Genomic DNA, 14026 nt, shown 5'->3' with positions numbered 1-14026 from the left:
CGTTATTGGATCGGTGAACGCCCCGTTTTTATACTGGGCCTCATCAGCACTCGCCCATGACGAGTGCCAAACCCACCGCATCCAACCGAGAGGAACGCAACGATGAGTCTTCGTCCGCTGCATGATCGCGTGATCGTCAAACGGCTCGACCAGGAAACCAAGACGGCGTCGGGCATCGTGCTGCCCGACAGCGCCGCCGAGAAGCCGGATCAGGGCGAAGTGATCGCCGTCGGCCCGGGCCGGCGCGACACCGACGGCCGCCGCATCGAACCGGATCTGAAGACCGGCGATCGCGTGCTGTTCGGCAAGTACGCCGGGCAGACGGTCAAGGTCAACAACATCGAACTGCTGGTGCTGCGCGAGGAAGACATCGTCGCGGTCGTCAACGTCTGAACCTGAGAGAAACCCATATGGCTGCAAAAGAAATCGTATTCGGCGACGTCAACCGCGCAAAGCTGATCGAAGGCGTCAACGTGCTGGCGGATGCCGTCAAGGTCACGCTCGGGCCGAAGGGCCGCAACGTGGTGCTGGAGCGCAGCTTCGGCGCGCCGATCGTGACCAAGGACGGCGTGTCGGTCGCCAAGGAAATCGAGCTGGCCGACAAGCTGCAGAACATCGGCGCACAACTGGTCAAGGAAGTGGCTTCCAAGACCAGCGACACGGCCGGCGACGGCACCACCACGGCCACCGTGCTGGCGCAGGCGATCGTGCGCGAAGGCCAGAAATACGTGGCGGCGGGCCTGAACCCGCTCGACCTGAAGCGCGGCATCGACAAGGCCGTGCTGGCCGCCGTCGAGGAACTGAAGAAGATCAGCAAGCCGACCACCACGAGCCTCGAAATCGCGCAGGTCGCGACGATCTCGGCCAACGGCGAGGAATCGATCGGCCAGCGCATCGCCGAGGCGATCGACCGCGTGGGCAAGGAAGGCGTGATCACCGTCGAGGACGGCAAATCGCTGGCCGACGAACTCGACGTGGTGGAAGGCCTGCAATTCGATCGCGGCTACCTGTCGCCGTACTTCGTCAACAACCCGGATCGCCAGGTCGCGATTCTCGACAACCCGTACATCCTGCTGCACGACAAGAAGGTGTCGAACATCCGCGACTTGCTGCCGGTGCTTGAACAGGTCGCCAAGGCGGGCCGTCCGCTGCTGATCATCGCCGAGGACGTGGAAGGCGAGGCGCTGGCCACGCTGGTGGTCAACAACATTCGCGGCATCCTGAAGACGGTGGCCGTCAAGGCGCCGGGCTTCGGCGACCGCCGCAAGGCGCTGCTCGAGGACATCGCGATCCTGACCGGCGGCCAGGTGATCGCAGAGGAAACCGGCCTGACGCTGGAGAAGGCGACGCTGGCCGAACTGGGCCAGGCCAAGCGCATCGAGGTGGGCAAGGAAAACACCACGGTGATCGATGGCGCCGGCGACAAGGCGTCGATCGAGGCGCGCGTCAAGCAGATCCGCATCCAGATCGAGGATGCCTCGTCCGACTACGACCGCGAGAAGCTCCAGGAACGCGTGGCCAAGCTGGCCGGCGGCGTGGCCGTGATCAAGGTGGGCGGTGCGACCGAGATCGAGGTCAAGGAGAAGAAGGACCGCGTGGACGACGCGCTGCACGCCACGCGCGCGGCCGTCGAGGAAGGCATCGTGCCGGGCGGCGGCGTGGCGCTGATCCGCGTGCGGCAGGCGATCCGCGAGGTGCGCGGCATCAATGCGGACCAGGACGCCGGCGTGAAGATCGTGCTGCGCGCGCTGGAGGAACCGCTGCGCCAGATCGTGGCGAATGCCGGCGAGGAAGCCAGCGTGGTGGTGGCGAAGGTGGCCGAGGGCTCGGGCAACTTCGGCTACAACGCCGCGACCGGCGAGTACGGCGATCTGGTCGAATCGGGCGTGCTCGATCCGACCAAGGTGACGCGCACGGCGCTGCAGAACGCGGCTTCGGTGGCGGGCCTGCTGCTGACGACCGACGCCAGCGTGTTCGAAGCGCCGAAGGCGGCCACTGCGCCGGCCGGCCACGGCGGCGCGCCGGGCGGCCCGGATCTCGGGTTCTGAAGCACCGAACGCCTGAAGGTTCGAACGTTTGAACCTTCGGGCAAGCGATCCGCCACGGGCGGCTGGCCGATACGGCCGGCCGCCCGTGTTGCATTTCGGGCCGCGATCAGCTTGCGATCCGGGCCACGGGCGGGTTCTCCGTCGTGGCTGCCGCCGGGTTGGCGGGTTGCCCCAGCAGCCGCACGATTTCGGCCTCGGTCTGCTCGTAATCGCCCTCGCCGAAATGGCGATAGACGATCTTCCCCGATTGGTCGATCAGGTAGAACGCCGGCCAGTACTGGTTGCCGTAGGCGCGCCAGGTGGCGTAGTCGTTGTCCTGCGCGACCGGATAGGTCAGCCCGAAGCGGCCGATCGCGTCGCCCACGTTCGCGGTGCTGCGCTCGAACGGGTATTCGGGCGTATGCACGCCGATCACCGCCAGCCCCTGCGAGCGGTATTTCTCGTACCACGCTTCGACGTGCGGCAGCGTGTGGATGCAGTTGATGCAGGTATAAGTCCAGAAATCCACCAGCACCACCTTGCCGCGCAGGCTCGCCAGGGTCTGCGGCGGGCCGTTGAGCCAGTGGCCGATGCCGGCCAGCTCGGGCGCGGTGGTGGCAATGCCGGCCGGCGCGGCGAGGCCGGTGATTCCGGTGGTGCCGGGGTTTCCGGCGGCAAGCGCCGGCGCGCGGCTGGCCGCGATCACGGCGAAGCAGGCGGCCAGGGCCGCGGCGAAGGGCCAGAAGCGGGTGAGCGGTCGCATGACGGGGAGCCTCCTTGGGCGTCGAGTGGCGATGAAGCCATTGGAACGCCCGGTTGTATCGGCCATGTTTGCGCCGCGCCACGCCCGTGCAATGTTGTGTGTCGGAGCGGAATTCAGATACATTGCGACACAAAACGCAGCGCGCGATCGGCTATAAATCGGTCCATTCCCGATCGCCAAGGAGTGCACACGATGAATACCGAGTCTCACGCCGAACCCCATGTCGAAACCTATCTGGGCGCCTGCCACTGCGGCACGGTGCGTTTCTCGGTGCGCGCCGCGCTCGATCCGGCCGTGCGCTGCAATTGCAGCCTGTGCCGCCGCAAGGGCGCGCTGATGTCGTCGATGGTGGCACGCGAGGACCTGACGATCCTGGCCGGCGAGGACGCGCTGACCGAATACCAGTTCAACACCCGCGTGGCGAAGCATTACTTCTGCCGCCATTGCGGCATCTACCCGTTTCACCAGACGCGCCTCGATCCGCTGCGCTGGCGCGTGAACATCGGCTGCCTCGACGGCGTCGATCCGTACGCGCTGGCATTCAGCGTGGCCAACGGCGCGGCGCAATCCGTCGTGGAGGACGCATGAAACCCGCCCGTCACCCGTTGCAGCGCCTGCTCGCGATCGTCGTGTTCCTGGCCGGCGGGTTCGCCGCCGAGCTGGCGCATCCGCTCGCGTGCCACACCGTCGGCGCGCGCGGCCCGGCCGTGACGCGCCGCCGCGAGGCCCGCGCATGAACACCGAGCGCCCGGACCACGTGCTGATCGTCGACGACGATCGCGGCATCCGCGAACTGGTCGGCCAGTATCTGGAGAAGAACGGCATGCGCATTTCGCTGGCCGCCAACGGCCGCGAGATGCGCGCCGCGCTGGAAAACGGCGCGCCGGACCTGATCGTGCTCGACGTGATGATGCCCGGCGACGACGGCCTGGTGCTGTGCCGCGAACTGCGCGCCGGCAAGCATCGTGCCGTGCCGGTGGTGATGCTGACCGCGCGCGACGAGGAAACCGACCGCATCGTCGGCCTCGAAATGGGCGCGGACGATTACCTGACCAAGCCGTTCGCGGTGCGCGAGCTGTATGCGCGAATCCGCTCGGTGCTGCGCCGCACGCGCATGCTGCCGCCCGGCATGCAGGTCAGCGAGGCCGCGCAATGGCTGGCGTTCGGCGATTGGCGGCTCGACACCACCGGCCGCCATCTGCTCGACGAGGCCGGCACGATGGTGGCCCTGAGCGGCGCGGAATACCGGCTGCTGCGCGTGTTCCTCGACAACCCGCAGCGCGTGCTGACGCGCGATCAGTTGCTGAACCTCACGCAGGGCCGCCAGGCCGACGCGTTCGACCGCTCGATCGACCTGCTGGTCAGCCGCCTGCGCCAGCGCCTGCGCGACACCGCGCGCGAGCCGCGCTACATCAAGACGCTGCGCAGCGAGGGCTATGTGTTCTCGTCGTCGGTCACGTCGATCGACGAGCCCGCATGAATCCGCTCCACGGTTTCCGCCGCCTGGGCCGCCTGCACGGGCCGCGCTCGATGTTCGCGCGGCTCGCGCTGATCCTCTGCGTGGGCCTCGCCGTCGCGCAGATGCTGTCGTTCTGGCTGACGCTGACCGAGCGCGATCAGGCCACCACCACGCTGATGATGGGTTACATCGAGCGCGAGGTGGTGGCGTCGGTGGCGCTGCTCGACCATCTGCCGCCCGACGAGCGCGCCGCCTGGCTGCCGCGCCTGGCGCGCCGCAGCTACCGCTTCGAACTGGGGCCGGGCGAGCCGGGCGGCCCGGTGGACGCCGCGCTGTCGGCGCGCGTCGAGCGCTCGATCACCGATGGCATCGGCCGCACCTATGCCGTCACCGCCAACGAGATCCCCGGCGACACCGAACACATGCAGGTGCACCTGAAGCTCAGTGACGGCACGCCGCTGACGATCGACATGCATCCGATGTCGGGCATTCCGCTGTCGGGCTGGCTGCCCGTGGTGCTGCTGTTGCAGCTTGCCGTGCTGGCCGCCTGCTGCTGGCTCGCGGTGCGGCTCGCCACCCGGCCGCTGCACGCGCTGGCCGACGCCGCCGATGCGCTCGGCCCCGACCTCAAGGGCGAGCGCCTGCCCGAATCGGGGCCGTCCGAGGTGGCGCGCGCCGCGCGCGCGTTCAACGCGATGCAGGACCGCATCGCCACGTATACAGCCGAGCGCATGCAGATCCTGGCCGCGATCTCGCACGATCTGCAGACGCCGATCACGCGCATGCGGCTGCGCGTCGACGTGATGGACGACGAAACGCAGGCGGCCAAGCTGCGGCAGGACCTGGAGGAAATGGGCCAGCTCGTGAAGGAGGGCGTGGCCTATGCGCGAACCGTGCACAGCACGTCCGAGGCGGCGCGCCGCATCGACCTCGACGCGCTGCTCGACAGCATCGTGTGCGATTACCTCGATGCCGGGCAGGACGTCGATTTCGCGAAGCGCGCCGACCTATCGCTCGATGCGCCGCCGCAGGCGCTGCGGCGCGTGATCGGCAACCTGGTCGACAACGCGCTGAAGTTCGGCGGCGCGGCGCAGGTCGAGTTGACCTTGACGCCTGCCGGCGGCGCGGAGATCGCCGTGCTCGATCGCGGGCCGGGCATCCCCGAGGCGTCGCTCGACGCCGTGTTCGAGCCGTTCGTGCGGATCGAGACGTCGCGCAATCGCGGCACCGGCGGCACCGGGCTGGGGCTGGCGATCGCGCGGCAACTGGCGCAGGCCATGAACGCCACGCTCACGCTTCGCAATCGCGACGGCGGCGGCCTCGCCGCGCGGCTGACGCTGAAGCCGCGCGCCTGAGCCGGCTCGCGGACCTCCTGCACGATTTTCCGAGTTGCGCTAGGTTTACAGCCCCGGCGACGGCAGCCTGCCGTCGCCCGCTCGTCCACCTCTCACCATTCGGGAACTGGCATGGAATATCGACATCTCGGCGCATCAGGTTTCAAGGTTCCGGTACTGAGCTTCGGCACCGGCACGTTCGGCGGCTCCGGCGAATTCTTCGAGGCATGGGGCGCGACCGACGTGGCCGAAGCCCGCAAGCTCGTGGACATCTGCCTCGACGCCGGTCTCACTATGTTCGACAGCGCCGACATCTATTCGAAAGGCGTATCCGAATCGATTCTCGGCGAGGCGCTCAAGGGCCGCCGCGACAAGGTGCTGATCTCGACCAAGGCGACGTTCCGCTTCGACGACGGCCCGAACAACGTCGGCTCGTCGCGCTTCCATCTGATCAAGGCCGTCGACGCCGCGCTCACGCGCCTTCAAACGGATTACATCGATCTGTTCCAATTGCACGGTTTCGACGCGCGCACGCCGGTACAGGAAGTGCTATCGACGCTCGACGATCTGGTGCGCGCGGGCAAGATCCGCTACACGGGCGTGTCGAACTTCTCGGGCTGGCATTTGATGAAATCGCTCGACGTGGCCGACCGCTACGGCTACCCGCGTTACGTGGCGAACCAGACGTATTACTCGCTGATCGGCCGCGATTACGAATGGGAACTGATGCCGCTCGGCGCCGATCAGGGCGTGGGCGCGGTGGTGTGGAGCCCGCTCGGCTGGGGCCGCCTGACCGGCAAGATCCGTCGCGGCCAGCCGCTGCCGGCCACCAGCCGCCTGCACAAGACGGCCGACGCCGGCCCGCCGGTGCCGGACGAATACCTGTACCGCGTGATCGACGCGCTCGACGAAGTGGCCGAGGAAACCGGCAAGACGATCACGCAGATCGCGCTGAACTGGCTGCTGCAACGCCCGACCGTGGCGACCGTGCTGATCGGGGCGCGCAACGAGGAGCAGTTGCGGCAGAACCTGGGCGCGGTGGGTTGGAATCTGACGCCGGAGCAGGTCAAGAAGCTCGATGAGGCGAGCCGCACGCGGCCGGCTTATCCGTACTGGCATCAGGAAGGGTTCGCGGAGCGCAATCCGTCGCCGGTTTGAGGCGGGTTGGGGCGGTGTAAAAACGCCCCGTTCAGGGAATAACGCGGGGCGCTCGAGCGTTCAGAACAGACGAGGCGCGCCACCTTGCCGGCGCGCCCTGTCGATCCACGAACAGGGACACCCCGCGCTCATGATTCCGCTTCGTCAAGCCATCGTCCGCGCCGTGCTGGTTTCGGCGCTGGCTGCCGCCGCCAGCCCGGCCTTCGCGTTCAACGAGCAAGCCAACTACGACGCCTGCATCCTGCGTTCGCTGTCGACTTCCTGGAACCGCAACGTCGTCGGGCTGCTGCGCAATTCCTGCGACCAGCTTTACCGCCAATGGAGCATGTTGACGCCCACCGAGCAGGCCTATCACAGCTGCCTGCTGCAATACCTGCCCGGGGTGCAAAGCTCGGCGGCGATCGGCCCGATCCTCTCGGCGTGCCGCCGGCAAAGCGCGGATTCGGTGCACTTCGATTGAGCGACCCGGCCCGGGCCGCCGCCAGCGAACGCACGAAATCGCCGCCGGCGGCGCGCAGCCGAGATGCCCGCGCCTCCTACAACCCGTTCGCCGCGATCCACCGCGCCAGCGCCGCGCCGATTTCCTCCGGCGAATCCTCCTGGATGAAGTGCTTGCCGGCCACCGTCACCTCGGTCTGGTTCTTCCAGCTTCGGCAGAATTCGCGCGGCGCGCGCGTCAGCACCACGCCCGGCTCGGCGTTGACGAACAGCTTCGGCAGCGCGTTCTCGGCCATCCACGCGGCGTAATCATCGACGATCGCGACGACCTCGGCCGGCTTGCCGCCCAGCGGGATCTGGCGCGGCCAGTCGAGCGTCGGCCAGCGATCCTGCGGCGTGGCGAACGGCCGGCGGTATTCGGCCATCTCGGCATCGGACAGCGTGCGCAGCGTCAGCTTCGGCAGCAACTGCTCGACGAACACGTTCTGTTCGAGGATCAGCGCCTCGCCGTCGGGCGAGCGCAGCGCCATCAGCGTCGGGCCGAGTTCGGACGAGCCGTCGGCCGGCGTGAACGGACGCACGATCGCCTCCATGTAGGCGATGCCGCGCACGCGCTCGCGATGGCGGTTGGCCCAGTCGAACGCGAGCGCCGCGCCCCAGTCGTGGCCCACCAGCAGCAGCTTTTCGTCGGGATCGCACACGGCGGCGATGAACGCGGCGAGGTGGTCCCGATGCGTGACGAAGCCATAGGTGCCGGGCGCGGGTTCCCGCAGCTTTTCCGAATCGCCCATCCCGATCAGGTCGGGCACGATCACGCGGCCGAACCGTTCGAGCGACGGCACCACGTTGCGCCAGATATAGGACGAGGTCGGGTTGCCGTGCAGCAGCAGGATCGGCGCGCCCGCGCCGCGCTCGTGATACGCGATGCGATGCCCGAGCGCGAGGGCGGTTTTCTTGTCGAGCGGACGGTCGGTCATTCGGGAATCTCCAGCCATCATTCGAACGCCGCGCGATGCTGCTCGACGAACGCCGCCACCGACATCGGCTTGCGGCCGGTGAGGCGCTCGATGATGTCGTTGGTGCCGGCCATCATGCCCTGGCGATGATCCTCGGTGATGCCGTTCAGGTGCTGCGCCAGGAACGGAATTTCCTGGCCGGCCACTTCCTGCACCCACTGCTCGGCGGTGATCCGTTCATAGCGGATCTCGCGGCCGAGCACCTGGCTTGCGATCGCGGCCAGCTCGGGCGGCGACAGTTCTTCCGGCCCGTAGAGCGGATAGGTCTGGCCCAGATGCGCGGCCGGCTCGGCCAGCACGGCGGCGGCCACGCGGCCCAGATCCTCGGCTGCCACGGTGGCGAAGCGCCCTTCGGGATCGAACGGCACGCCGTAACGGCCCGCGCGCACCATGTTGCGCATGTACAGGAACCACTCGGCGAACGCGGTCGGGCGCAGATGCACGGCCGGCACGCCGCTGCGATCGAACAGGCGCTCGGACATCCAGTGCTGCAGCGCCGACGTGCTGATCGCGTCCGGGCGCGCGGTGCGTTGCGACATGTTGACGATCACCTCGGCTCGGGTGTCGAGCGCCGCCTGCGCGAAGTTCGCGGTGGCTTCGAGCAGGCCGGGCCGCATCGGATACACGAAATAGCCGCGCTGCGCCCCGTCGAACGCGCGGCGCACGGCGCGGAAATCGAGCAGATCGGCTACGACGATCTCGGCGCCCAGCGCCTGCAGCTTCTCGGCGCGGGCGTCCTGGCGGCGCACCAGCGCGCGCACGGCGAAACCTTTCTCCAGCAGCTGGGCGGTGGCGACGCGGCCGGTCGAGCCGGCGGCGCCGGCAATCAGGATCGTGGTGTTCATGCGGGGGAATCTCCTCGAAAGATGGGGCCGGGCGGTGTTCAACGCGCCGTGCGTTCGATCTTGAAATCGTCCAGGCTGGCCGAAATCAGCAGCTTGTCGCGCATCGGCTGGCCGTCGGGGCCGCGCAGGTAGATGCGGCGCTCGGTGGCGAACATGAAGCCGTCGAATTCGCGGTAGCCGTCGATGTAGTGGCTGGCGCTGAGGTCCTGGCGCACGTCGACGCTGTAGTCCTGGCGGCGCATCATGCCGGTCGCGTCGAAGTAATGGATCTGCTCGGTCGAATGCGAGGGGAACGAGGCCGGGTAGGTGACCTTCAGCGCGCGCCAGGTTTCGCCGTTTTCGATCAGCGGCTCGATTTCCTCGCACTGCACGCCGTCCATCAGGAAGTTGTACGGCAGCGTCAGGTACATCCACAGCGAATAGCCGACGAAATACAAAAGCTGCGACGCCGACCAGGGCGTGCCCGGCACCAGTTGCGCGAGCGAGCCGCGCGGGTCGTCGAGCGCTTCCAGCAGCGTGCCATCCATCGATTCGACCGACGTGCGGCCGGGCAGGTAGATGCCGCGCTGCTCCGGTGCGATGAACGGCGCGAACGTCATCTTCTGCATGCGCGTGTCGATCGCGACGCGGCCCGGCAGTTGCGTAAACGCTTCCGCGACCGGCCCGCGCTGCTTGAGGCTCACGCCCGAGGCGCGGAAGTTCGCGGAAACCCGCTCGACGCCCCGCCAGGCGTCGAGGCCGCCGTGCGCGGCAATGGTGGTGCTGACGAGATCGGTCATGGTGGCTCCTTGAATGCGGGCCGCAGCGGAATGTGCGGCTCGGAATGGAGGCCAGTATAGGCAGCGGGGCACTTCGCTGGTACAGTCACAAACGCCAACTTTGGAGGTATTTACGCCATGCGCATCGCCGTGCTCGCCCTCGATGGATTGTTCGATACGGGGCTGTCCGTCACGCTCGACGTGTTTCTCGTCGCCAACAAACTGTCGGCCCGCTTGATGGGCGGCACGCCGAGTTTCGATGTGTCCGTGGTGGGGATGCGCAAGAAGGTGCATTCGCGCCACGGGCTGGCGGTGCCGGTGCAGCCGATCGGGGATCGGCCGAAGCCCGATTGGGCGATCGTGCCGGCGCTGGCCACCACCATGCCCGACGAGCTGATCGAGTCGCTGTCGCGGCCCGACGTGCTCGATGCGCGTGCGCAACTGCTGGCGTGGCACGCCGATGGCGTGCGCCTGGCGGCCTCGTGCCTCGGCACGTTCATCGTGGCGGAAGCGGGGCTGCTCGACGGCCGCGAGGCCACCACCAACTGGGGGCTCGCGCCGCTGTTCCGGCAGCGCTATCCGGCGGTGCGGCTCGACGAATCGCGGATGCTGGTGCCGACCGACATCGGCGCGACGGCCGGCGCGGCGCTGGGGCACCTCGATCTGGCGCTGTGGCTGGTGCGCACGGTCAGCCCCGAGCTGGCGACGCTGGTGTCGCGCTATCTGCTGGCCGATATCCGGTCGTCGCAGGCCGCGTACATCATCCCGAACCACCTCGCGCAGGCCGATCCGCTGATCCAGCGCTTCGAGCAGTGGTCACGCCAGAACCTGCGCACCGGCTTCTCGCTGCAGGAGGCGGCGAGCGCGCTCGCGATCAGCACGCGCTCGTTGCAGCGCCGGTGCCAGGAAGTGCTGGGAAAGTCGCCGCTCGCGTATTTCCAGGACCTGCGCGTGGAGCACGCGCAATCGCTGATTCGCGGCGGCAACGCCGACCTCGAGGCGATCGCGGCCGAGGTCGGTTACGGGGATGGCGCGACGCTGCGCTCGTTGTTGCGGCAGCGGCTCGGGCGCGGCGTGCGGGAGTTGCGCGCCGATTTGTTGTGAGGGCGGTGGTGGGGCCTGACGGGCCTGCCGCTACTTAGATCGAGGCCCGGGGCATTCGCAAGTGTGGCACCGAACACCAACAGGCTCAGGATCGACAGCGCGGCGAACCCCGCGCGCCAGCCGGCGTGCTCGTCGAGCCAGAGGCCGGCCGGAATGCCGGGCACGGTCTCAACTCAAGCGGCCAGCGCGAGCCAGTCGGCCGGCGCGTGAAATACCGCCGTCGGCTTGGCCGCCAGCAGCGCGTCGAGCTTCGTATAGCCCCACGCCACCGCGCCGAAGCGCAGCCCGGGGATGCCGGCGGCCGCTTCGGCGTCGCGCACTTCGTCGCCGATGAAGATCGCCTGCGTGGCGTCGATGCCGGTCGCATCGAGCACGGTACGCAGGCGCTGCGATTTGCCGAACAGCGACGAGCTGCATTCGACGGCCGCGAAACGGTCGACCAGCGCGTCGCCGAGCACGGCGCGCACGTTCTCGACCGAATTCGAGGTGGCCACGGCCACCGCGACCTGCCGGTCGATCAGCGTGCCGAGGGTGTCGATCACGGTGGCGACCGGCGCGACTTCGCCGATCCGCTCGGCCATCCGCTTGCGGGCATCGCTCAGGACGGCCGGCGCTTTCCAGAACGGCAGCGCGAGTTCGCCGAGCACTTCCATCGCGCTCATGCCGCGCATCCGGTCGAGCGTGGCGGCGTCGGGCGCGCGAAAGCCGTGCTGTTCGGCCAGGCCGTTGAGGGCATCGGCGAACACGGGGTAGGAATCGGCGAGGGTGCCGTCGAAGTCGAAAATGGCAAGGCGAAGCGTCATGGCGGGAAGGGCAAAAGCGGGGCGAACAGCCGGGGCGGGGTGGCCGCGGCCGGCGAGAGCCGGTATCTTCCGGTGCGCGGCGCGCTTCGTCAACGTCGCTCCACGCCACTTTCGACGTCACGTCAGCGCCGCGCTGGCCCGCCCGCCGCGCATGACGGACAATGCGCGGCGCACGACGCGACTCTCTCACCATCTCCAAGGGCAACCGAGTGGCCTCGACTTCCCGCAGCACCGGCATCGATCTCCTGCGCGGCATCGCGATCCTGACGGTCCTGCTGCTGCACTTCCATCTGACGTACCGGCTCGACGTCACGCCGTTCGACGCGCCGTGGCTGTCGGCCGCGATCCGCGCCGTCGCGCGCAACGGCAATTACGGCGTGACGATGTTCTTCGTGGTGTCTGGCTATCTGATCACCACGACCTCGCTGCGGCGCTTCGGCTCGCTCGGCGCGGTGCGCCCGCTCGCGTTCTATCGCACCCGCGCCGCGCGCATCCTGCCGTGCCTGCTGCTGGCGCTCGCGATCATGGCGACGCTTGGCGCGCTCGGGCTGCATTCGTTCACCAACAAACCCGGCACGGCGAGCATGGCGCTGGCCGTGCTGTCGGTGCTGACGTTCTGGCACAACGTGCTGATGGCGAAGCTCGGCTATTTCAACTACGCGATGAACATCCTCTGGTCGCTGTCGGTCGAGGAGGTGTTCTATCTGGCGTTTCCGCTGCTTTGCGTGTTGCTGCGCCGGCGGCGCTTCATGCTGCCGTTGCTCGTCGTGCCGATGCTCGTCGGGCCGGTGTGGCGATGGCTGCATGCCGGCGACGAGATCGTCGCGTTGTATGGCTATCTGTCGTGCTTCGATGCGATCGCGATCGGTTGCGGGGTGGCCCTGTTGCCGGCGCGGCCGTTGTCGGCGAGCGGGTTTGGCCGGCTCGCGTGGGGCGCGGCGCTCGTCATGGCGGCCACCTGGCTGTCGGGGCCGATCATGCGGCAGGTGGTGTGGGGCGTGTCGGTGATCGCGCTCGGCACCGGCGCGTTGCTGTACGGCATGGCGAACCGCGTGGTGAGCGCAAGCGCGCCGGCTTCGGGCATCTATGGCGACGAGCACGGCGGCGTGTCGAACTTCATCCGCTTCTTCGGCGTGCGCAGCTACGAGCTGTATCTGTTCCATATCGTCGTGCTCGGCGTGCTGCGCGAGACGCTGACGCGCGCGAACATAGTCACGGCCTGGAAGCCGGTGTGGCTGCTGCTCTACGTGGCGGTGGCGAGCGTGGTGGCGCAACTGGTGTTTCGACGGTTCTCGGAGCCGCTGAACGCGCGGCTGCGCGGCGCGCGCGCGCGCTTGCCGAAATCGGGCGATTGAACTGACGAGCGGCGTTGTTCACACCGCCATCGTTCACACCGCATTGGCCGCGCGCGTCGAATACACCTGCGTGAGCCCCTGGATCGGGTCGCGCATCGCCGCGTCGAACGGGTTCATCTGCGGCCCGAGCAGGTCGGCCTGGCGCTTGAGCAATTGCACGACGGTCGGCAGCCGTTCGTCGGTCAGCCGCGTGGACAGCGTGCCGACGCTGAGTGCGCCCACCGCCACCCGGTTCTGGTCGAAGATCGGCACGGCCACCCCGGCCATGTCCTCCAGCACGCCGCTGTTGCGGCCCGCGTAGCCGAGCGCGCGCACGCGGTCGATCTCGGTGCGCAGGTACACCTCGTCGAGCACGCCGTAGCCGCGCATGCGCGGCACGTTGAAGCGGATGATTTCCTCGCGTTCGGCCTCGGGCTGGAACGCCAGGATCGCCAGGCTGCCCTGGCCGACGCCGAGCGCCACGCGCCCGCCGATCGTGCCGGTGAACGAGCGGATCGGGAACGGCCCTTCGCAGATGTCGAGACACACCGCATCGAAGCTGCTCTTGACCAGCAGGAAGATCGTGTCGCCGAGGCTCGCGCACAACCGCAACAGGGCCGGGCGGCACAGCGTGCGCATGCCGTTCGGGTTGCCGGCCTGCGCGGCCATCGCGAAGAACACCACGCTGAGCCGGTAGCGCTTGGTGCGCTCGTCCTGCTCGACCACCTGTTCGGCGATCAGCCCTTGCAGCAGCCGGTGGACGGTGGCCTGCGTGAGCCCCACGCTGCGTGCCAGTGTGGTGACGCGGCTGCCCTCGACCTGGTGCGCGCCGAGCGCGCGGATCAGCGCGAACGCGCGTTGCAGCACGCCGGGGCCGCACGAATTCTCGCCGGGCGCATCGGCCGGCGCGCGGGCCGCGCCGTCTTCTGTCGCACCGCTCGCCGCCGTGTCGTTCGCCGTTCCGTTTTCCTGCTTCCGTGCTTTCAC

At 68.3% G+C, this 14026-nt stretch carries 16 protein-coding genes; 10 read left to right on the top strand and 6 right to left on the bottom strand.

What is annotated here, in order from left to right:
* The first annotated feature begins 102 nt into the window (after positions 1-102).
* Both AB4851_RS13780 and groL read left to right on the top strand, forming a co-directional pair.
* Complete coding sequence (locus AB4851_RS13780) at positions 103-393, top strand: co-chaperone GroES (protein ID WP_414441888.1); 291 nt, start codon at positions 103-105, stop codon at positions 391-393.
* A gap of 17 nt (positions 394-410) precedes the next feature.
* On the top strand, positions 411-2048 hold the full coding sequence (groL, locus tag AB4851_RS13775; RefSeq protein WP_414447667.1) for a chaperonin GroEL: 1638 nt from the start codon (positions 411-413) through the stop codon (positions 2046-2048).
* A gap of 106 nt (positions 2049-2154) precedes the next feature.
* On the opposite strand, the gene AB4851_RS13770 is transcribed toward groL, so the two are convergent.
* Positions 2155-2790, bottom strand: a complete 636-nt coding sequence (locus AB4851_RS13770) for a thioredoxin family protein (RefSeq protein ID WP_414447666.1) — start codon at positions 2788-2790, stop codon at positions 2155-2157.
* A 192-nt stretch (positions 2791-2982) separates the two neighbouring features.
* On the opposite strand from AB4851_RS13770, the gene AB4851_RS13765 reads away from it, so the two are divergent.
* The 6 genes from AB4851_RS13765 to AB4851_RS13740 all read left to right on the top strand — a co-directional run bounded on the left by AB4851_RS13765 (position 2983) and on the right by AB4851_RS13740 (position 7201).
* A complete protein-coding gene (locus AB4851_RS13765; RefSeq protein WP_414441891.1) occupies positions 2983-3378 on the top strand; it encodes a GFA family protein in 396 nt (131 codons plus the stop codon).
* Positions 3375-3527: a hypothetical protein gene (locus AB4851_RS13760; RefSeq protein WP_414447665.1), complete on the top strand. Its 153-nt coding sequence runs from the start codon at positions 3375-3377 to the stop codon at positions 3525-3527. The genes AB4851_RS13765 and AB4851_RS13760 overlap by 4 nt, the downstream gene beginning before the upstream one ends.
* Complete coding sequence (locus AB4851_RS13755) at positions 3524-4270, top strand: response regulator (protein WP_414447664.1); 747 nt, start codon at positions 3524-3526, stop codon at positions 4268-4270. Before AB4851_RS13760 ends, AB4851_RS13755 begins: the two co-directional genes overlap by 4 nt.
* Positions 4267-5604, top strand: coding sequence for an ATP-binding protein (locus AB4851_RS13750; RefSeq protein ID WP_414447663.1), 1338 nt, complete (start codon positions 4267-4269; stop codon positions 5602-5604). The genes AB4851_RS13755 and AB4851_RS13750 overlap by 4 nt, the downstream gene beginning before the upstream one ends.
* Positions 5605-5715: 111 nt before the next feature.
* Entirely contained in the window at positions 5716-6741 is a 1026-nt protein-coding gene (locus tag AB4851_RS13745; protein ID WP_414447662.1) for an aldo/keto reductase, read from the top strand.
* A 130-nt stretch (positions 6742-6871) separates the two neighbouring features.
* Positions 6872-7201: a VF_A0006 family four-cysteine protein gene (locus AB4851_RS13740; RefSeq protein WP_414447661.1), complete on the top strand. Its 330-nt coding sequence runs from the start codon at positions 6872-6874 to the stop codon at positions 7199-7201.
* Positions 7202-7277: 76 nt separating this feature from the next.
* Here AB4851_RS13740 and AB4851_RS13735 read toward each other — a convergent pair whose 3' ends face one another.
* Genes AB4851_RS13735 through AB4851_RS13725 form a run of 3 tightly spaced genes read right to left on the bottom strand, consistent with a single transcriptional unit; the run spans position 7278 to position 9819 of the window.
* Entirely contained in the window at positions 7278-8156 is an 879-nt protein-coding gene (locus tag AB4851_RS13735) for a haloalkane dehalogenase (protein ID WP_414447660.1), read from the bottom strand.
* Positions 8157-8173: 17 nt separating this feature from the next.
* Positions 8174-9040 carry an NmrA family NAD(P)-binding protein gene (locus AB4851_RS13730; RefSeq protein WP_414447659.1) on the bottom strand — a complete coding sequence of 289 codons (867 nt, stop codon included), beginning with the start codon at positions 9038-9040 and terminating at the stop codon, positions 8174-8176.
* Between the two features lie 38 nt (positions 9041-9078).
* Positions 9079-9819 carry a hypothetical protein gene (locus AB4851_RS13725; protein ID WP_414447658.1) on the bottom strand — a complete coding sequence of 247 codons (741 nt, stop codon included), beginning with the start codon at positions 9817-9819 and terminating at the stop codon, positions 9079-9081.
* Between the two features lie 117 nt (positions 9820-9936).
* Between AB4851_RS13725 and AB4851_RS13720 the strand changes: the two genes are divergently transcribed.
* The gene (locus AB4851_RS13720) at positions 9937-10902 is read left to right on the top strand and encodes a GlxA family transcriptional regulator (protein WP_414447657.1); all 966 of its coding nucleotides are present in this window, start codon (positions 9937-9939) and stop codon (positions 10900-10902) included.
* A 173-nt stretch (positions 10903-11075) separates the two neighbouring features.
* Here AB4851_RS13720 and AB4851_RS13715 read toward each other — a convergent pair whose 3' ends face one another.
* A complete protein-coding gene (locus AB4851_RS13715; protein ID WP_414447656.1) occupies positions 11076-11705 on the bottom strand; it encodes an HAD hydrolase-like protein in 630 nt (209 codons plus the stop codon).
* 209 nt (positions 11706-11914) lie between these two features.
* Between AB4851_RS13715 and AB4851_RS13710 the strand changes: the two genes are divergently transcribed.
* Entirely contained in the window at positions 11915-13060 is a 1146-nt protein-coding gene (locus tag AB4851_RS13710) for an acyltransferase family protein (protein WP_414447655.1), read from the top strand.
* A gap of 33 nt (positions 13061-13093) precedes the next feature.
* Here the strand turns inward: AB4851_RS13710 and AB4851_RS13705 are convergent, their stop codons facing one another.
* A complete protein-coding gene (locus AB4851_RS13705; protein ID WP_414447654.1) occupies positions 13094-14026 on the bottom strand; it encodes an IclR family transcriptional regulator in 933 nt (310 codons plus the stop codon).

Source organism: Burkholderia sp. 22PA0099 (assembly GCF_047497165.1).
Classification (GTDB): domain Bacteria; phylum Pseudomonadota; class Gammaproteobacteria; order Burkholderiales; family Burkholderiaceae; genus Burkholderia.
Note: the sequence above shows the minus strand (reverse complement) of the source record. Positions and strands in the feature narration are given on the sequence as shown.